Below are 19198 nucleotides of genomic sequence, written 5' to 3'. Positions count from 1 at the left end.
TCGAATCAATGCCGCACATTTTGATCGTCGAAGACGAAACAATTATCCGCTCCGCCTTGCGTCGCCTGCTGGAACGTAACCAGTACCAGGTCAGCGAAGCCGGTTCAGTGCAGGAAGCACAAGAACGCTTCACCATTCCTACGTTCGACCTGATCGTCAGCGATCTGCGTTTGCCGGGCGCGCCGGGCACCGAGCTGATCAAGCTCGGCCAGGGCACGCCGGTGCTGATCATGACCAGTTACGCCAGCCTGCGCTCGGCGGTCGACTCGATGAAGATGGGCGCGGTGGATTACATCGCCAAGCCTTTCGACCACGATGAAATGCTCCAGGCCGTCGCGCGAATCCTGCGTGATCGCCAATCGGCCCCGGCTGCCGGCGAAGCGCTTGCCAGCAAACCGGCCAATGGCAGCGGCAAACCCGCCACTGACAACAGCAACGGCGAAATCGGCATTATTGGCTCGTGTCCGCCGATGCAGGATCTGTACAGCAAGATCCGCAAGGTCGCGCCGACCGATTCCAATGTGTTGATTCAGGGCGAGTCCGGCACCGGTAAAGAACTGGTGGCGCGCGCCCTGCACAACCTGTCGAAACGCGCCAAGGCACCGATGATCTCGGTTAACTGCGCCGCCATTCCGGAAAGCCTGATCGAGTCCGAACTGTTCGGCCACGAAAAAGGCGCGTTTACCGGCGCCAGCGCCGGGCGTGCCGGTCTGGTCGAAGCAGCGGACGGCGGCACGTTGTTCCTCGACGAAATCGGCGAACTGCCACTGGAAGCTCAGGCCCGTCTGCTGCGCGTGTTGCAGGAAGGCGAAATTCGCCGCGTTGGCTCCGTGCAGTCGCAGAAAGTCGATGTGCGCCTGATCGCCGCAACGCACCGGGATCTGAAGAGCCTGGCGAAAATCGGCCAGTTCCGTGAAGACCTTTATTACCGTCTGCACGTGATTGCCCTGAAATTGCCAGCGCTGCGCGAACGCGGTGCCGACGTCAACGAAATCGCCACAGCCTTCCTCGCTCGCCAGAGCGCGCGCATCAACCGTACCGACCTGAAATTTGCTGCCGATGCCGAACAGGCCATTCGTCACTATTCCTGGCCGGGTAACGTGCGCGAGCTGGAAAACGCAGTCGAGCGCGCGGTGATTCTCAGCGAAAGCCCGGAAATCTCTGCCGAACTGCTGGGCATCGACATTGAACTGAGCGATCTGGACGACGACGAGTTCATCGGCCTGCCACCGCAAACCGGTGGTAACGCCAGCAACAGCAGCCATGAGCCGACCGAAGACTTGTCGCTGGAGGACTACTTCCAGCACTTCGTCCTTGAGCATCAGGATCACATGACCGAGACCGAACTGGCGCGCAAACTGGGCGTCAGCCGTAAATGTCTGTGGGAACGCCGTCAGCGTCTGGGCATTCCACGGCGCAAGACCGGGGTCGCCAGCGAGAGCTGAACGTTACCTGTCGAGTGTGCGGGTAACGCTTGAAGAGGTGAAAAAACTGTTACCTCAGTCTTTTCACGTAACAGAAGCCGGGGTTATCGGTAACGAAACCCCGGCTTTTTTTCGCCCCGAGAAAACGGTTATATCGACCTAACCCTTTGTTTTACGGGGTTTCGCAAAAGTTGGCACGACCCCTGCTATATGTTTGGTACAAGAACAATAACAAGCAATGCACAAGACAATAAAAATAAGACGAATCGACTCACGCACAATAAAAACAAGACGGCGAGAGGCGCAGCTAACTGATTCTTTTGGAGAGGCGTTGTATTTGGGGCTTGCCCCACGACCAGGCCGAGAACAACAAAAACTGTCCTAAGACAGAGCCTGTACTGGTTGGATCGTAAGATCACTGCAATTCAGCGACCAAAGCAATCCGTTTGCTCTTGGCTCCCGATTGGGAGGGTCACGAAGGAAAAGCTTCGTGGCGAGGGCACTCAACAAAAACAAGAAGCCCGAATCAATAATAAAAAGAGCACGCAACTACTTCTTGGGGAGCTTCGGCTCCCCTTGTAGTTTCTCCCTTCTGTAAAAAACTCCCTGTTTTACCCCCGTTTCACCCTTGTAGCTTGCGGCTTTCAGCTCGAAGCTGCTGTCTCCTACACCATCCCCCGACTAAATGCTAGAATCTGCGCCCATCATGCGGTCATTCTTTGGTATGGCCGAACATTCCTTCAAACAGTGCATCCCATGCTGAAGAAGTTGTTCCAGTCATTCCGAACTCCCGTGCGTCGTACGCAACACATCCGTAGCACCCCTGAAGTGCTCAACAGCGGTCAACATTCGCTGCAGAAAACGCAGTTCAGCCGCTATGCGGTGAATATTGTCGAACGCCTGCAAGGTGCCGGTTACCAGGCTTATCTGGTCGGTGGTTGCGTGCGTGACATGCTGCTGGGCATCACGCCCAAGGATTTCGACGTCGCCACCAGCGCCACGCCTGAGCAAGTCCGTGCCGAATTTCGCAATGCGCGGATCATTGGCCGTCGCTTCAAACTGGTGCATATCCATTTCGGTCGCGAAATCATCGAAGTCGCGACCTTCCGCGCCAATCACCCGGTCAATGAAGACGACGAAGACAGCAATCAGTCTTCGCGTAACGAAAGCGGGCGGATTCTGCGCGACAACGTTTACGGCACGCTGGAAGAAGACGCGCAACGCCGCGACTTCACCATCAACGCCCTGTATTACGATCCGGTCAGCGAGCGCATTCTCGATTACGCCAATGGCGTACACGACATCCGCAATCACCTGATCCGTCTGATCGGCGATCCGAAGCAGCGCTACCAGGAAGACCCGGTGCGCATGCTGCGGGCCGTGCGTTTCGCCGCCAAGCTCAACTTCGGCATCGAGAAGCACACCGTGCAGCCGATCCGCGAACTGGCACCGATGCTGCGCGAGATCCCGTCGGCGCGTCTGTTCGAAGAAGTGCTCAAGCTGTTCCTCTCGGGACACGGCGCGATCACCTTCGAAATGCTGGTCGATCTGCAACTGTTCGCCCCGCTGTTCCCGGCCAGTGCCGATGCACTGGAACACAACCCGGAATACACCCACACGCTGATCAGCGAAGCGCTGACCAACACCGACCTGCGCATCAAGCAGAACAAACCGGTGACCCCGGCGTTCCTGTTCGCCGCGCTGCTGTGGCCAGCTCTGCCGGCCCGCGTGTTGCGCTTGCAAGAACGTGGCATGCCGCCGATCCCTGCGATGCAGGAAGGCGCCCACGAGCTGATCGCCGAACAGTGCCAGCGCATCGCGATTCCGAAACGTTTCACCATGCCGATCCGCGAGATCTGGGACATGCAGGAACGCTTGCCACGCCGCAGCGGCAAACGCGCCGACCTGTTGCTGGACAATCCGCGTTTCCGCGCCGGTTACGATTTCCTGCTGTTGCGTGAAAGCGCCGGCGAAGAGACTGACGGCCTCGGCGAATGGTGGACGGATTATCAGGACGCCAACGAAAGCGAACGTCGCGACATGATTCGCGACCTCAGCGGCAAAGGTGATGACGCCAGCGGCGCACCACGCAAACGTCGCCGCAGCGGCGGTTCCAAGCGCAAACGCGCCGGCGCCCCGAGCGCTTCGACCGGCGAGTAAAAGCATGGAACGCATCTACATCGGCATGGGCAGCAACCTCGCTGACCCCGCCGAACAATTGCGCAGCGCCGTCGAGGCGCTGGGGCAATTGCCGCAAACCCTGGTCGCTGGCGTTTCTGCCTTTTATCAAAGCGATTCATTGCTGCCGGGCCAACCGCGATATACCAACGCGGTTGCAGCGCTCGACAGCTCGCTCTCCCCGATTCAGTTGCTCGATGCCTTGCAAGCGATCGAGAATGATCAGGGCCGCGAACGTCTGGAACGCTGGGGCCCGCGTACGCTGGATCTGGATATTCTGCTGTTCGGTGATCGTTTGATCGACGAGCCACGGCTGAAAGTCCCGCATTACCAGATTCAGGAACGCGCGTTCGTCTTGTATCCGCTTGCCGAACTGGCGCCGGCGGATCTTCATCTGCCCGACGGCCGCACCCTGGCCGACCTGCTCGCCGCCTGCCCGTTCATCGGCCTCGAACGCCTGCCCCAAGCTTAAGCAATCCCTTGTAGGAGCTGCGGAACGCTGCGATCTTTTGATCTTCAAAAGCAACATCAAAAGATCGCAGCGTTCCGCAGCTCCTACAGGGAATGGCCTTCTATATTCAGATTTATTGTCGGACAAAAACTCCTCGAATCAGGCCCGCCGCGCCGCTGAATCGCATCAGTAACGCCGGTAACACTCGCCTCGTAACAATGCGGTAACACACGCAATTGACTTCCTCGGTTCTCCTCACGACTATAGGCGTCCCGCTGCCGCCAACCCGGCACATACGGGCGCAATCCAGGCCTTATAAGCACGACAAAAGAGCGTGCGCCTGAGTAAATGAAGAATCACGCGCGTTACTCGCAGTAGTTTCCAGAGCGCCTGAACGAGGATTTTTTACATGCCAGCCATCACCCTGACCACGCTCCAGAGCCTCAAGCAGAAAGGTGAAAAAATCACCATGCTGACCTGCTATGACGCGACCTTCGCCCACGCCTGCAACGAAGCCGGTGTCGAAGTGCTGCTGGTGGGCGACTCCCTCGGCATGGTGCTGCAAGGTCACGACAGCACCTTGCCGGTGACCACCGCAGAAATGGCCTACCACACCGCGTGCGTAAAACGCGGTAACACCGACGCCCTGATCCTGGCTGACTTGCCGTTCATGGCCAACGCCACCCTCGAACAAACCATGATGAACAGCGCCATGCTGATGCAGGCCGGTGCGCACATGGTCAAGGTCGAAGGTCAGCTGTGGCTGGCGGAGTCGATTCGTCTGCTCGCCGAACGCGGTGTGCCGGTGTGCGCGCACATGGGCCTGACCCCGCAAGCGGTGAACATCCTTGGTGGCTATAAAGTGCAGGGCCGCAACGAAAACCAGGCGCGGCAGATGCGTGCCGATGCGATCTCGCTGGAGCAGGCCGGCGCGTCCATGCTGCTGCTCGAATGCGTGCCAAGCGAACTGGCTGCGGAAATCACCCAGGCGGTGAAAATTCCGGTTATCGGCATTGGCGCCGGCGCGGATACCGACGGTCAGGTGTTGGTGCTGCACGACATGCTCGGTCTGTCGATCACCGGTCGCGTACCGAAATTCGTCAAAAACTTCATGCACGACCAGGACAACATCCAGTCCGCATTGAAGGCTTACGTCAGTGAAGTCAAAGCCGCCACGTTCCCTGGCATCGAACACGGATTCTCTGCATGAACACCGTAAAAACCGTACGCGAACTGCGCGCCGCCGTCGCCCGCGCGCGCAGTGAAGGCAAGCGCATCGGCTTCGTGCCGACCATGGGCAACCTGCACAGCGGCCACGTCGCCCTGGTGACCAAAGCCACGCAACGCGTGGACTTCGTGGTGGCGAGCATCTTCGTCAACCCGCTGCAATTCGGCGCCGGTGAAGACCTCGACAAGTACCCCCGCACCCTCGCGGCGGATCAGGAAAAACTGCTTGAAGCCGGTTGCTCCCTGCTGTTCGCGCCGACCGTTGAGGAAATGTACCCCGACGGCATGGCCGGACAGACCCGGGTCAGCGTGCCGCAACTGTCCGAAGGCCTGTGCGGCGCCAGCCGTCCGGGACACTTTGAAGGTGTGGCGACCGTGGTCAGCAAGCTGTTCAACATGGTGCAGCCGGATCTGGCGATTTTCGGTCAGAAGGACTTCCAGCAACTGGCGGTGATCCGCGCGCTGGTGCATGACCTGAACATGCCGATCCAGATCATCGGCGAACCGACCGTACGCGCTGCGGACGGTCTGGCGCTGTCATCGCGCAACGGCTTCCTTAATGAGGAACAACGCGCGGTAGCCCCAGTGGTTTATCGCACGCTGAGCAATATTGCCGAGTCGATCAAGCAAGGCGAGCGTGATTTCCCGGCGCTGATCAGTGCCCAGCTGCAACAGCTGGAAGCGGCGGGCCTGCGTCCGGATTACCTGGAAATCCGCCATGCGCTGACGTTGCGTCCGGCGACGGCTGAAGACCGTGATCTGGTGATTCTGCTGGCCGCGTTCCTCGGTACTACGCGATTGATCGACAACCTGCACCTGAATCTCGACACCCCCTCTTAAAAACACCGCAATCCCCCTTGTGGGAGCGGGCTTGCTCGCGAATGCAATCTGTCAGTTGACCAACATGTCGACTGATACGACGCCTTCGCGAGCAAGCCCGCTCCCACAGTGGTTTTCGGCGCATGAACGATTGCATATCAGCTGTATTGCCGCCCCCAGAGCCTTCGGGCACACTGCCCGCCGTCCGATTCCAACCCGGGAGGTTCAGCTTGCCCGACCTCGCCCTCCCCCTCCGTTTGTCGGCCACTCCCTGTATTGAATGTTAAAAAAGTACAGGGATCAGGTCAGAAGAAGTCAAGACAGATCGCAGCGCGAGGTTTACTGTATTCGCCCTGCGTCGATAAATCGTGTAGACGCAGTTGACCGCGCCCCCAAACATGGCGCGCCGGTCTGATCCGTGTTCAGAAGCCGTTCAAGTAAAAAGGAAAACCGCAGCGATGGCGTATTACCTCACTCCTCAAGACGTTACCGCTCTGCCCGCCTGGCAAGCGTTGAAAGATCACCGCCAAGCCATGCAGGATTTCAGCATGCGCGAGGCCTTCAACGCCGATCCGCAGCGCTTCAATCAGTTCACCCTCAGCAGCTGCGGCCTGTTTCTCGATTATTCGAAGAATTTGATCAACGCCGAGACCCGCAATCTGCTCGTGGGTCTGGCCAATGAAGTCGATCTGAAGGGCGCGATCAAAGCGCTGTTCGAAGGCGAAATCGTCAACACCTCCGAAGGCCGCCCGGCGCTGCACACCGCCCTGCGCCGCCCGGTGGGCGACAAGCTGTCGGTCAACGGCGTCAACGTGATGCCGGAAGTCCACAAAGTACTGAACCAGATCACCGACCTCGTGGGCCGCATCCACGACGGTCTGTGGCGCGGTTACACCGAGAAGCCGATCACTGACGTGGTCAACATCGGCATCGGTGGCTCGTTCCTCGGCCCTGAGCTGGTTTCCGAAGCACTGCTGTCGTACGCGCAGAAAGGCGTACGTTGCCACTATCTGGCAAACATCGACGGCAGCGAATTCCACGAGCTGACGCAGAAACTGCGCGCCGAGACCACGCTGTTCATCGTTTCGTCGAAATCCTTCAACACCCTCGAAACCCTGAAGAACGCTCAGGCCGCACGTGCCTGGTATCTGGCGCAGGGCGGTTCGGAAGCCGAGCTGTATCGCCACTTCATCGCCGTCTCGAGCAACAACGCCGCGGCTGTGGCGTTCGGTATTCGTGAAGAAAACATCTTCCCGATGTGGGACTGGGTTGGCGGTCGTTACTCGCTGTGGTCGGCGATCGGTTTGCCGATTGCGCTGGCGATCGGCATGTCCAACTTCAAGGAATTGCTGTCCGGTGCCTACACCATGGATCAGCATTTCCAGACCGCGCCGTTCGAGCAGAACATGCCGGTGCTGTTGGGCTTGCTGGGTGTGTGGTACGGCAACTTCTGGGGCGCGCAAAGCCACGCGATCCTGCCGTACGACCACTACCTGCGCAACATCACCAAGCACTTGCAACAACTGGACATGGAATCCAACGGCAAGAGCGTGCGTCAGGACGGCACCCCGGTGTCGACCGATACTGGCCCGGTGATCTGGGGCGGCGTCGGCTGCAACGGCCAGCACGCTTACCACCAGTTGCTGCACCAAGGTTCGCAACTGATCCCGGCCGATTTCATCGTGCCGATCGTCAGCTTCAACCCGGTCGCCGATCACCATCAGTGGCTGTACGCGAACTGCCTGTCGCAAAGCCAGGCGCTGATGCTCGGCAAGACTTTGCCGGAAGCAGAAGCCGAGTTGCGCGAAAAAGGCATGAGCGAAGAGCAAGTGCACAAACTCGCACCGCACAAGGTGATCCCGGGCAACCGTCCGAGCAACACCCTCGTCGTTGAACGCATCAGCCCGCGTCGTCTCGGCGCGTTGGTGGCGATGTATGAACACAAAGTGTTCGTGCAGAGCGTGGTCTGGGGCATCAATGCCTTCGATCAGTGGGGCGTGGAGTTGGGCAAGGAACTGGGCAAAGGCGTTTACAATCGTCTGGTGGGCAGCGATGAAACCACCGCTGACGACCCGTCCACCCAAGGCCTGATCAACTACTTCCGCGGTCGTCACCGCGGGTGATAGTGGCCTAAGGGCCAACGCTGTTCCCCTGTGGGAGCGGGCTTGCTCGCGAATGCGCTGTGTCATTCAGCACTTTGTTGACTGATACGCCGCATTCGCGAGCAAGCCCGCTCCCACAGTTGTTTTGCGCATGACTTGAACCTCCGCATCGCTCGGCGCATCTTTATTCTTCGCACAACAAGAATAAGGAACCGTCATGTTCGATATCAGCACGTTCCCCAAAGCCGATGCCGTCCGCCGGGCTGCGCAATTGAGTCAGGATGACTATCGGCGCCTGTACCGCGAATCCATTGGACACCCCGACACCTTCTGGGCCGAGCAAGCCACGCGCTTCCTCGACTGGAGCACCCCGTGGCAGACCGTTCAGCGCTGTGACCTGAAAACCGGTGAAGCCGCCTGGTTTGCCGGGGGCCAACTGAACGTCAGCTACAACTGCATCGACCGCCATCTCGAACAACGCGGCGATCAAACCGCCCTGCTCTGGGAAGGTGACGACCCCGCCGAATCGGCACAAATCACTTACAAAAAACTTCACCACCATGTCTGCCGCCTGGCCAACGTGCTGAAAAGCCGTGGCGTAAAAAAAGGCGACCGGGTGTGCATTTACATGCCGATGATCCCCGAAGCTGCTTACGCGATGCTCGCCTGCACGAGGATTGGCGCGGTGCACTCGGTAGTGTTTGGCGGCTTCTCCCCCGATTCCCTGCGTGATCGCATTCTCGATGCCGACTGCCGCACCGTGATCACCGCCGACGAAGGTGTGCGCGGTGGCAAGTTTGTGCCGCTGAAGCAGAACGTCGACAAAGCCCTGCAAAGTTGCCCGGACGTCAGCACCGTCGTGGTGGTTGAACGCTCTCAAGGCAAGGTCGACTGGGTCGAAGGTCGCGATCTCTGGTATCACCAGGCCGTGCGCGACGTCAGCGACGATTGCCCGCCGGAACCGATGGACGCCGAAGATCCGCTGTTCATCCTCTACACCTCCGGCAGCACCGGCAAACCCAAAGGCGTGCTGCACACCACCGGTGGCTACTTGCTGCAAGCGGCGATGACCTTCAAATACGTGCTCGATTACCGTGACGGCGAAGTGTTCTGGTGCACCGCCGACGTCGGCTGGGTCACCGGCCACAGCTACATCGTCTACGCTCCGCTGGCCAATGGCGCGACCACGCTGATGTTCGAAGGCGTGCCGAGCTATCCGAGCAGTTCACGCTTCTGGCAAGTGATCGATAAACACAAGGTCAACATTTTCTACACCGCGCCCACCGCCCTGCGCGCATTGATGCGCGAAGGCGCCGAACCGTTGCAGGAAACGTCGCGCGCCAGCCTCAGATTACTCGGCAGCGTCGGTGAGCCGATTAACCCGGAAGCGTGGGAATGGTATTTCAACGTGGTCGGCGAACAGCGCTGCCCGATTGTCGATACCTGGTGGCAGACCGAAACTGGCGGCATCATGCTCAGCCCGCTGGTCAGTGCGCAGCGGATCAAACCGGGCTGTGCCACACAGCCGATGTTCGGCGTGCAACCGGTGTTGCTCGACGAGCAAGGCAAGGAAATCCAAGGCGCCGGCAGCGGCGTGCTGGCGATCAAATCCAGTTGGCCGGCGCAGATTCGCAGCGTCTATGGCGACCCGCAACGGATGGTCGACACCTATTTCAAACCCTACCCCGGCTACTATTTCACCGGCGACGGCGCGCGGCGCGATGAGGACGGCGATTACTGGATCACCGGCCGCATCGATGACGTGATCAATGTGTCCGGCCACCGCATTGGCACCGCTGAAGTGGAAAGTGCCTTGGTGTTGCACGACAGCATCGCCGAGGCCGCCGTGGTCGGTTACCCGCACGACGTCAAAGGTCAGGGCATCTATGCCTTCGTCACGCCCATGAACGGCACCGTGCCCAACGACGAACTGAAGAAAGAATTGCTCGCCCACGTCAGCAAGGAAATCGGCAGCTTCGCCAAACCGGATCTGATCCAGTGGGCGCCGGCCTTGCCGAAAACCCGCTCAGGCAAGATCATGCGCCGCATCCTGCGCAAGATCGCCTGCAACGAACTCGACAGCCTCGGCGACACTTCGACCCTGGCCGACCCGAGCGTGGTGCAAGGCCTGATCGACAAGCGCCTCAATCAGTAACACGTCGGGCGCGGTCAACCGGCCGCGCCCGCCCTTCTTCACTGAGTGGTCATGGAATTCATCCGCAGTCGCATCGAAAACCAACTCATGAGCCTGACCGGGTTGTCCCTCGGCCAGCTCGATCTGGAAAACCCCAAGGGCGATCCCGGCCTGTTCGGCCCCGACTCGGTCAGTTGGCAGGTGCACGGCGATTTCAGCAGCATGTTGATCGGCGGTATCAGCGCGTTGTTGCTGCAAGCCCTGCATCCGCTGGCGCTCGCCGGGGTTTGGGATCATTCGAATTTTCGTCAGGACATGCTTGGGCGCTTGCGGCGTACCAGCCAGTTTGTCTCCGGCACCACGTTTGGCTCGCGGCGGGATGCCGAGTGGTTGATCGAGAAAGTCCGCACCATTCACCTGCAAGTGGTGGGCACCGCACCGGACGGCCGGCCTTATGCGGCCAGTGATCCGGACTTGCTGACGTGGGTGCATGTGGCCGAGGTCAGCAACTTTCTGGCGGCGCATTTGCGCTATCGCAACCCGCAGTTGTCGCTGGCTGATCAGGATCGTTATTACGCCGAGATCGCGGTGATTGCCGAGCGACTCGGCGCACGCGATGTGCCCCAGTCGCGGCAGGCCGTGGCCGATTATCTGCAACGCCTGCGCCCGCAATTGCTGTGCGATGAACGCAGCCGCGAGGTTTTGCGTTTACTGCTGGCCGCACCGGCGCCGAGTGTTCTGGCGCGACCGTTTGGCGATTTGATGATGAAGGCTGGCATTGATCTACTGCCGAACTGGGCCAGCGACATGCTCGAGGTGCGGCAGAGTTCGCTGCAACGCCAGTTGATTCGCGCCAGCGTCAAACGCAGCGCACCGATGCTGCGCTGGGCGATGCGCAATGGTTCGGTGCAGAGAGCCAAACGTCGTATGGGCCTGCCGACCTGAAAAGCTTCGCGAGCAAGCCCGCTCCCACATTTGGAATGCGTTCCCATGTGGGAGCGGGCTTGCTCGCGAAGGGCTTAACTCGGTTACTCGCCAAGCTGTTAAACTCCCGCGCCCCAATTCTCTCCAGCAAGGCGCATGCATGTCTTCCTTGAATCAGGCGCTGCGCGCCGCCCTCGATCAACGCCAGGACTTGCTCGCTGTGTTGCACAGCCAAGGCACCGATTGCTATCGGCTGTTCCACGGCAGCCAGGAAGGCGCCGGCGGTCTGACCATCGACCGCTACGGCCCGCAACTGCTGGTGCAGAGTTTTCACCAGACGCTGGAACGCGATGACCTGCTGCAACTGCACGCGATGGTCAATCAAACCCTGGGCCTGGAAACCTTGCTGGTCTACAACGGCCGCTCCCGTGGCAACTCGCGCATCGACCGTGAAGACAGCGTCTACAAAGCCGAAGACGCCGCACTGGTTGATCTGGTCGGTCACGAATGGGGCCTCAATTACCGCGTGCGCGGGCGCCACGCCGGGCAGGATCCGCTGCTGTTCCTCGACCTGCGCAACACGCGTGGCTGGGTCAAGGAGCACGCCAAAGGCAAATCCGTGCTCAACCTGTTCGCCTACACCTGCGGCGTCGGCCTCAGTGCCGCAGCCGGTGGCGCCCGTGAAGTGTGCAATCTGGATTTCGCCGAAGGTAACTTGGCGGTCGGTCGCGAAAACGGTCTGCTCAACCCGCAATTGCCCGAGATGCAATTCATACAGTCCGACTACTTCCCGGCCATCCGCCAACTCGCCGGCCTGCCGATCAGCCAGCGTCGCGGGCAGAAACTGCCAAGCTACCAGCGCCTCGAACAGCGGCAGTACGATCTGGTGCTGCTCGATCCGCCGGCCTGGGCCAAGAGCGCGTTCGGCACCGTTGACCTGCTGCGCGATTATCAAAGCCTGCTCAAACCCGCGCTGCTGACCACCGCCGACAACGGCGTACTCATTTGCTGCAACAATCTGGCGAAAGTCAGCATGGACGACTGGCGCGAACAAGTCCTGCGCTGCGCCGAAAAGGCCGGCCGCCCGGTGCGTGAGTGGAGCGTGATGACCCCGGGGGCAGACTTTCCGTCCATGGATCAGCAACCGCCACTGAAAACCCTGATCCTGCAGCTATAAGAAGATCCCTGTAGGAGCTGCCGAAGGCGGCGATCTTTTGATTTTGTCTTTTTTTAAAACAAGATCAAAAGATCGCAGCCTTCGGCAGCTCCTACACAGTCGTGCATATTTCCAGACAAATCTGAACAATCCTGACCCATGCGATGTACTTCGGAACCAGATTCGCGTGCCATACTCCAAGGCACTTCGATTCAGACAGATGAAGCCGCACATGACCAAAGGATTGATTCGCGCGATTGGCGCCTTGTTGACTGCGCTGGCCCTCTACAGCCTGCTGGGGTTTCTGATTTTGCCGGGCATTGCCCTGCGAGTGGCCAACCAGCAACTGGCCAATTACGCCACGGTGCCGGCGCATATCCAGCGCATCGAACTCAACCCGTTCAGCCTTGAGGTCACCTTATGGGGCCTGGTTATTGGTGAACCGGGCAAAGAGCAGGTGGGCTTCGAACGCCTGTACGCCGACCTGCAAATCGACAGTCTGTGGACCAAAGCCCTGCATCTGGCGAACATCGAACTGGACAAGCCGAAGACCGAAATCCTCTTCGCCAAAGACGGCAAGCTCAATCTGCTCGGCCTGTTCAACGTGCCGGCCAGCGAACCGGTTCCGGCCGATCCCGACGCCAAACCGTTCCCGCTGCGCATCGACAACATCAAACTGGCCAGCGGCATCGTGCACTTTCAGGACGTGCGCCCAAGCGAGCCGATTGAATTCCTTTACGACGACCTCAGCTTCGAACTGAAAAACCTCAGCACCCTGCCCGAAGACAGCGCCGACATGACCCTCGTCGCGATCGGCCCGGCCGGCGGACGAATCGACTGGAGCGGCAATTTCAGCCTGATCCCGTTCACTTCCGAAGGCACCCTGAAAGTCACCGACGGCAAGATGAAAGCCTTCTGGCCTTACGTGCGTGACTCGGTGCCTTTGGTACTCAACGACGGCGTGGTCAGCCTCAGCACCGAATACAAACTCAACCTGTCGAAAGAAACCGAACTGCTGCTGAACAACGTCAACGTCAGCATCGCGCCGTTCGCGATCAGCGCTCCGGATGGCCGCCCGCTGGCCAAGCTTGAGCGCCTCGACGTCAGCGACACCAGCATCGATCTGGCCAAGCAACACGTGGTGGTCGGCAAGATCCGCAGCCAGAAACTGGAAACCTGGGCCGCTCTCGAAGCTGACGGCCAGCTCGACTGGCAAAAACTGTTCGCCAGCCAACCGTCAAAACCCGCCGCCAAAGCCGCCGCCGAACCGGCCAGCACACCGGCCGCTGCCGATTCGCCGAAAGCTGAACCGACGGCGCCAAGCAAGCCATGGCAAGTGCTGCTCAAAGACGTGCAACTGCGCGACTACACCGTTCACCTCGCCGACCGTTCCGCCACGCCTGCGGTGGCGCTGGATATCACGCCGCTGAACATTGATCTGCAGGATTTCGACAGCCTCAACGGCTCGCCCTTCAAGGTCAAACTCGACAGCGGCGTGGGCAAATCAGGCAAGCTCAGCGCCGACGGCACGGTCAATCTGGCGCCGGTCAACGCCCAGCTCAATGTGAAAACCCAGGACATCGACCTGCGTGTCGCACAGTCCTACATCAACCCGTTTATTCGTCTGGAACTGCGCAGCGGCATGCTCGGCAGTGACCTCAAGGTCAACCTCAAGAGCACCGAGCCGCTGGCCCTCAGCGTGACCGGCCGCGCGCAGATCGATCAACTGCACACCCTCGACACCCTGAAAACCCGCGACTTTCTCAAGTGGCAGCAAGTGGTGGTCGAAGGCCTGAATTATCAGCACGGTGACAGCCTGTCGATCGACAAGGTCAACCTGTTCCAGCCGTATGCGCGCTTCATGATCAACGATGATCGCACCACCAACATCGACGATCTGCTGATCCCGCAACCGGCCGACAGCAGCGCGAAATCCGCTGCGGCGAAACCGGCCAGCAAGGACAAGCCGCTGGGCATTCATATCGGCGGCATTGCGATCAATGACGGCTCGGCCAACTTCGCCGACTTCAGCCTGACGCCAAACTTCGCCACTGCGATCCAACAACTGAACGGTCAGATCGGCACCATCGACAGCCGTCAGGCGAAACCGGCCAGCGTCGACATCAAGGGCAAGGTCGACCGCTATGCACCGGTGACCATCAAGGGTGCGGTCAACCCGTTCGACCCGATGGCCAGCCTCGACATCGCCACCAGTTTCAAACGCGTCGAGCTGACCACGCTGACGCCGTATTCCGGCAAGTTCGCCGGTTACCGGATCCGCAAGGGCCGGCTCAATCTCGACCTGCATTACTTGATCACCAAAGGCCAGCTGAAAGCCGAGAACAAAGTGGTGGTCGAACAGTTGCAGCTCGGTGAGAAGGTCGACAGCCCGGACGCCGTGAGCCTGCCGTTGAAACTGGCGATTGCGCTGCTCAAGGACGTCGACGGCAAAATTTCCATCGAATTGCCGGTGACCGGCGACCTCAACAACCCGCAGTTCAGCGTGATGCCGATTGTCTGGCAGACCCTGCGCAACCTGATCGTCAAAGCCGCAGCGGCGCCGTTCAAGCTGATTGGCGGTTTGGTCAGCGGTGGCGGTTCCGAAGACCTCGGCACCGTGTCGTTCGCGCCGGGCTCCAGTGAGTTGAGCAAAGACGCCGAAGGCGCGCTGGTGAAGCTGTCGCAAGCGCTGAAAGAACGCCCTGCCCTGCGTCTGGAAATCGAAGGCACCGCCGCGCAAAGCAGCGATGGTCCGTTGATCGCCGAGCAGCGTCTGGAACGTGAATATCAGTACAACTACTACAAAATGCTCCAGCGCCGTGGCGATAAAGTCCCGGCTCAAGCATCTTTGATCGAAGTGCCGGAAGGCGAAAAAGGCCCGCTGCTCGAAGGCATTTATCGCACCCGTCTGAAAACCCAGCCGCCGGCTGAATGGAAGGATCTGGGCAAGGAAGAACGCACGGCGAAAATGCGCGAAGGCGTGATCAAGTTCTGGAGTGGCAGCGACGTGTTGCTGCGTCAGTTGGGTCAGGATCGCGCCAGCAGCATCAAGGATTATCTGGTCGACAAAGGCCAACTGGCCGATGACCGCGTGTACTTCATCGACGCCAATCTCGGTCAGGCTGAAAGCGATGGTCGGGTGATCACGCCGCTGCATCTGGACGCCGAGTAATGACAGGCAAGTGGCTGGCGGCGATCGCCCTGACGCTGGCTGCCAGCCACGTCTGGGCGTCGGATACGTTGCGCTGCGGCAGTCAACTGGTCAGCCTCGGCGACCGCGCCAGCGAAGTGCTGCAGAAGTGCGGCGAACCGGTTGGTCGCGATCCGCTGGGTTACAAGCGCAGCGCCAATCGGCGTGAAGAGTTTCAGGTCGAGGAATGGACGTACGGGCCGAACAACGGCATGTACCAATACCTGCGCTTTGAAGGCAACCGCCTGCGGCAGATCACCAGCAAACGCGGTAACTAACCGCTAACACAGATCCCATGTGGGAGCGGGCTTGCTCGCGAAAGCGGTGTATCAGTCAATACATATTTGGCTGACACACCGCCTTCGCGAGCAAGCCCGCTCCCACATTTTGTTTTGTATTGGCCTGTAAATTTTTGCGCCTGAAATAGAACGGGCCCCGACACAAGTGTCGGGGCCCGTAATGACCACATCCGTGTGGCCGTTCGCATGAACTCTAAAGGTGCGGCAGACGTATTGCTCGGCCCGCCTGTCGCGTCTTCTCCCGGTTCAGGCGAGAAGCCTTAGCCTTACTCGGCTTTCAGGCCGTCAGCGGAGACCGCTTTGACGCCTTTGATTTTCTTGGTGATGTTAACGGCGGTGGTTTTCTGAGCTTCGGTGACAGCTACAGTCGACGACAGCGAAACAACGCCTTTGTTGGTTTCTACTTTGATGTCAGTGCCTGGGATGCCTTTTTCGGTAACCAGGTCGCTTTTGACTTTTGTGGTGATCCAGGTATCGGAAGTAGCTTCGGAAGCTTTGGTCATTTCACCGGCGGCCAGAGTCATAGGAGCCTGGGAGGTCTGAGTGGTTTGGGCGAATGCGCCGGAAGCCATGGTCAGGGTCAGCGCGGTAGCAGCAGCGGCAGTGATAGCGAACTTCTTCATACGAGTAACTCCTGTTTTTCTGGAAAGTCTGCTGCGTGTCTTGTCAGCAGGGTTGCCATATACATTGCGAACGCTGTGCCAACTTTTTCGACGACATATAAACCTTATAAATCAATAGCTTAGCAAAAATGTAAATTTCCGGATTCATGCAATTTGCATGACTTGCAGATTAATCGCATGCAAGTTGCGGTTTTTTGGAAAGTTCCTAAGACGCTGAAATTATTGAAGCTTTTATTTATCGCCGGGCAAAGAAAATGCCCCGTAAACGGGGCATGTTTCAGTCGAAGGTCAATGTAGGATCTCTATTAAGTGCCGCTACCTGGGCAGCCTTTAGGCGCGTAGTCGGCGTTGACCGTCGATGCGCAACTCCAGACGCCCGCTGCCGAGCCAGTTCCGGACGAGCGAGTCAGCGTGATCGTTTTGCCCAGCACTGGAGCTGGTGCGTTAGCGAGTGTGCAAACGATACTGCCTGCCCCGGAAGACGCAGTACCCGACGCCGCTACCGTGCCGCAGTTGGTGGTGGTGAAAGTGGCGCTACCGGTGACGTTCGTCAGGCTAGGGTCAGTCCCTTGGTTAATCGTGTCTTCAAACGGAATCTTCAGCGCGCTGATTTCCGCCAGACCCGCCGTGACCTTCGCCCGCGCTTGATACTTGGTGTACTGCGGCAGGGCAATGGTCGCCAGAATCCCGATGATCGCCACTACGATCAGCAGTTCGATCAGCGTAAAACCTTGTTGTTTTTTCATAGACACGCTCCATGCATGAGTCGAAATCTCATGATCTGCAAGGGACGCAGCATAGCCCATGCCAACGCCCGCCAGACCCCGCACGCTGGGCGCACAGCGCTTGCGACGCCGTTTCCTACAACCTCTGACCGCACTATCTGACACTTTTTGTCACCTGCGCCCGGCATGTTTGGCGCTGCCGGTTGACTAGGCTATAAGTCATGAACGGCAAGCGTGCGGAATCCCCATGAATGACATCGCTCTGAGCGGTCTGGCCAAGCAATTGGTGCAGGCCGAACTGCTCACGGAAAAAAGCGCCCAACAAGCCTGGCAACAGGCCCAGCGCAATCGGCTATCGCTGGTCAGCTACCTGGTGCAGAACAAACTGGTAAAGAGCTGGCAGGTGGCCGAGATCGCTTCGGAACACTTCGGCATGGCGTTCCTCGACCTCAATTGTCTGGACAAGGAAACCCAGCCCAAAGGCCTGGTCAGCGAAAAACTGGTGCGCCAGCATCACGCCCTGCCCTTGTGGCGGCGTGGCAACAAACTGTTCGTGGGCATTTCCGACCCGAGCAATCATCAGGCGATCAACGACATTCAGTTCAGCACCGGGCTGAACACCGAAGCCATTCTGGTGGAGGACGACAAGCTCACCGATGCCATCGAAAAATTCTTCGACACCCATGCCTCGGGGCTCGAAGACATGGCCGACGTCGACCTCGACGGCCTCGATGTCGAGGCCATCGACGATGCTAAACAGGAGAGCATGGGCCCGGATGCCGACGATGCGCCGGTCGTGCGTTTCGTGCACAAGATGCTGCTCGACGCGATCAAAAGCGGCTCGTCCGACCTGCACTTCGAACCCTATGAAAAAAACTACCGCGTGCGTGTGCGCACCGACGGCATTCTGCGCGAAGTGGCGAAACCACCGATCCAGTTGGCCGGGCGCATCGCCGCGCGCCTGAAAGTCATGGCCAGCCTCGACATCTCCGAGCGGCGCAAACCGCAGGACGGGCGGATCAAGATGCGCCTGTCGAAGAGCAAGTCGATCGACTTCCGCGTCAACACGCTGCCGACCCTGTGGGGTGAAAAAGTGGTGATCCGGATTCTCGACCCGTCCAGCGCACAGATCGGTATCGACGCGCTCGGCTACGAGCCAGCGCAAAAAGACTTGTACATGGCCGCACTCAAGCAGCCACAGGGGATGATTCTGGTCACCGGCCCTACCGGTTCGGGGAAAACCGTGTCGCTGTATACCGGGCTGAATATTCTCAACACCGTCGATATCAATATCTCCACCGCTGAAGACCCGGTGGAGATCAACATGGAAGGCATCAATCAGGTCAACGTCAATCCGCGCCAAGGCCTCGACTTCGCTCAGGCATTGCGCTCGTTTCTGCGCCAGGATCCGGACGTGATCATGGTCGGTGAGATCCGCGATCTGGAAACCGCCGAGATCGCGATCAAGGCCGCGCAGACCGGTCACCTCGTACTTTCGACCCTGCACACCAACAGCGCCGCGGAAACCCTCACGCGCCTGCACAACATGGGCATTCCCGGCTTCAACATCGCCACGTCCGTCAGCTTGATCATCGCTCAGCGCTTGGCGCGCAAATTGTGCAGCCACTGCAAGAAACCCATCGAGATTCCCCGCGAAACCCTGATCAAGGAAGGTTTCCCCGAGGAACGCATCGGTCATTTCACGATCTACGAGCCGGTCGGTTGCGATCATTGCAACGGCGGGTATAAAGGCCGTGTGGGGATTTATGAAGTGGTGAAAAACACACCCGAGCTGCAACGGTTGATCATGGCCGAAGGCAACTCGCTGGAAATCGATAGTCAAATGCGCCGCGACGGCTTCGATGACCTGCGCACCTCGGGTCTGCACAAGGCCATGCAAGGCATCACCAGCCTTGAAGAAATCAATCGGGTCACCAAGGACTGAA

General features: G+C 59.2%; 14 protein-coding genes. 12 read left to right on the top strand and 2 right to left on the bottom strand.

From position 1 onward, the window contains the following. The first annotated feature begins 8 nt into the window (after positions 1–8). The 11 genes from ACZZ0D_RS01000 to ACZZ0D_RS00950 all read left to right on the top strand — a co-directional run bounded on the left by ACZZ0D_RS01000 (position 9) and on the right by ACZZ0D_RS00950 (position 15883). On the top strand, positions 9–1445 hold the full coding sequence (locus ACZZ0D_RS01000) for a sigma-54-dependent transcriptional regulator (protein WP_212545821.1): 1437 nt from the start codon (positions 9–11) through the stop codon (positions 1443–1445). 735 nt (positions 1446–2180) lie between these two features. Beyond that, positions 2181–3584, top strand: a complete 1404-nt coding sequence (locus tag ACZZ0D_RS00995) for a polynucleotide adenylyltransferase PcnB (RefSeq protein ID WP_053123896.1) — start codon at positions 2181–2183, stop codon at positions 3582–3584. A gap of 4 nt (positions 3585–3588) precedes the next feature. Beyond that, positions 3589–4074 (top strand): 2-amino-4-hydroxy-6-hydroxymethyldihydropteridine diphosphokinase, encoded by a 486-nt coding sequence (gene folK / locus ACZZ0D_RS00990; protein ID WP_463552255.1) that lies wholly within the window; start codon positions 3589–3591, stop codon positions 4072–4074. Between the two features lie 388 nt (positions 4075–4462). Further along, the gene (panB, locus tag ACZZ0D_RS00985) at positions 4463–5263 is read left to right on the top strand and encodes a 3-methyl-2-oxobutanoate hydroxymethyltransferase (RefSeq protein ID WP_159815137.1); all 801 of its coding nucleotides are present in this window, start codon (positions 4463–4465) and stop codon (positions 5261–5263) included. Continuing rightward, entirely contained in the window at positions 5260–6120 is an 861-nt protein-coding gene (gene panC / locus ACZZ0D_RS00980; protein ID WP_463552254.1) for a pantoate--beta-alanine ligase, read from the top strand. Before panB ends, panC begins: the two co-directional genes overlap by 4 nt. A 437-nt stretch (positions 6121–6557) precedes the next feature. Then, positions 6558–8222: a glucose-6-phosphate isomerase gene (pgi, locus tag ACZZ0D_RS00975; protein ID WP_053123903.1), complete on the top strand. Its 1665-nt coding sequence runs from the start codon at positions 6558–6560 to the stop codon at positions 8220–8222. Between the two features lie 196 nt (positions 8223–8418). Next, positions 8419–10356 carry an acetate--CoA ligase gene (gene acs / locus ACZZ0D_RS00970; protein WP_463552253.1) on the top strand — a complete coding sequence of 646 codons (1938 nt, stop codon included), beginning with the start codon at positions 8419–8421 and terminating at the stop codon, positions 10354–10356. A 51-nt stretch (positions 10357–10407) separates the two neighbouring features. Beyond that, the gene (locus ACZZ0D_RS00965; protein ID WP_463552252.1) at positions 10408–11280 is read left to right on the top strand and encodes an oxygenase MpaB family protein; all 873 of its coding nucleotides are present in this window, start codon (positions 10408–10410) and stop codon (positions 11278–11280) included. Positions 11281–11419: 139 nt separating this feature from the next. Beyond that, entirely contained in the window at positions 11420–12436 is a 1017-nt protein-coding gene (locus ACZZ0D_RS00960; RefSeq protein ID WP_463552251.1) for a class I SAM-dependent rRNA methyltransferase, read from the top strand. A 199-nt stretch (positions 12437–12635) separates the two neighbouring features. Further along, the gene (locus tag ACZZ0D_RS00955) at positions 12636–15587 is read left to right on the top strand and encodes a DUF748 domain-containing protein (RefSeq protein ID WP_463552250.1); all 2952 of its coding nucleotides are present in this window, start codon (positions 12636–12638) and stop codon (positions 15585–15587) included. Next, entirely contained in the window at positions 15587–15883 is a 297-nt protein-coding gene (locus tag ACZZ0D_RS00950; protein ID WP_159815142.1) for a DUF2845 domain-containing protein, read from the top strand. Before ACZZ0D_RS00955 ends, ACZZ0D_RS00950 begins: the two co-directional genes overlap by 1 nt. Before the next feature lie 287 nt (positions 15884–16170). Here the strand turns inward: ACZZ0D_RS00950 and ACZZ0D_RS00945 are convergent, their stop codons facing one another. Both ACZZ0D_RS00945 and ACZZ0D_RS00940 read right to left on the bottom strand, forming a co-directional pair. Beyond that, positions 16171–16527, bottom strand: a complete 357-nt coding sequence (locus ACZZ0D_RS00945; RefSeq protein WP_463552249.1) for a BON domain-containing protein — start codon at positions 16525–16527, stop codon at positions 16171–16173. A 305-nt stretch (positions 16528–16832) separates the two neighbouring features. Then, a complete protein-coding gene (locus ACZZ0D_RS00940) occupies positions 16833–17273 on the bottom strand; it encodes a pilin (RefSeq protein WP_016986243.1) in 441 nt (146 codons plus the stop codon). A 226-nt stretch (positions 17274–17499) separates the two neighbouring features. Between ACZZ0D_RS00940 and pilB the strand changes: the two genes are divergently transcribed. Further along, positions 17500–19197 (top strand): type IV-A pilus assembly ATPase PilB, encoded by a 1698-nt coding sequence (pilB, locus tag ACZZ0D_RS00935; protein ID WP_401243677.1) that lies wholly within the window; start codon positions 17500–17502, stop codon positions 19195–19197. Position 19198 lies beyond the last annotated feature (1 nt).

It is taken from the genome of Pseudomonas sp. AC193, from assembly GCF_979258075.1.
Note: the sequence above shows the minus strand (reverse complement) of the source record. Positions and strands in the feature narration are given on the sequence as shown.